The 582-nt window shown below is 49.5% G+C and carries 1 protein-coding gene; it reads right to left on the bottom strand.

The genetic code is table 11. The features are described 5' to 3' along the window. A partial coding sequence (locus AC0QH1_RS19495) for an HlyD family secretion protein (protein ID WP_324632949.1) occupies positions 1 to 519 on the bottom strand: 519 nt, incomplete at its 3' end. Between the last annotated feature and the right edge of the window lie 63 nt (positions 520 to 582).

Below are 582 nucleotides of genomic sequence, written 5' to 3'. Positions count from 1 at the left end.
CTGCAAATCGATCGCAGCTTGAATCTTTTTTTCCCGCAAATCAGCCGCCGCTTGAATTGCGGAAAAATCCGCTACTTCCTGCAAAGCCACCGGCTTAAATCTCACCGCCGGAAGCCTCATGCGATCCAAGGCTTCAATATCAGCGCGAGCTTGCGCGATCGCAATTTTTTCGCGGGAAAAATCCGGTTCCGGTAGCGGTGCCAATGGCGGCAGTGGTTGCCGTGCCTGTTCGATTGCCATATTTAGCGCCTCTTTCTGAGCTTCGAGCGCAAGTCTCTGCTCAGTGCGATCGCTCAAAAGGTCGCCCGCATTTACCCGGTCACCCTCGCGAATCTTCACATCATCAAGCGAAGAAACAGTTAAATTTACCCTATGCCGTCTCATCCTAATTTCCCCGCCGCTGTTTTCCTCGCTGGTAATAGTCGCTGCCGATTCCATTGGGCGCACCATGCTTGATTGCGAACTGGTCGGCATGGCCAAACCAAAAATTAAAAGGATGGCTAAAATTAAAGTTTTCATAACAGGTTAGTAATCTTTTTTTTAATTCTAATCAATGCGATCGCCTCGCATCAATGCGATCGC

The sequence above is a fragment of the Phormidium sp. CCY1219 genome (assembly GCF_055795085.1).
This window is presented reverse-complemented; position numbering and strand designations above follow the sequence as displayed.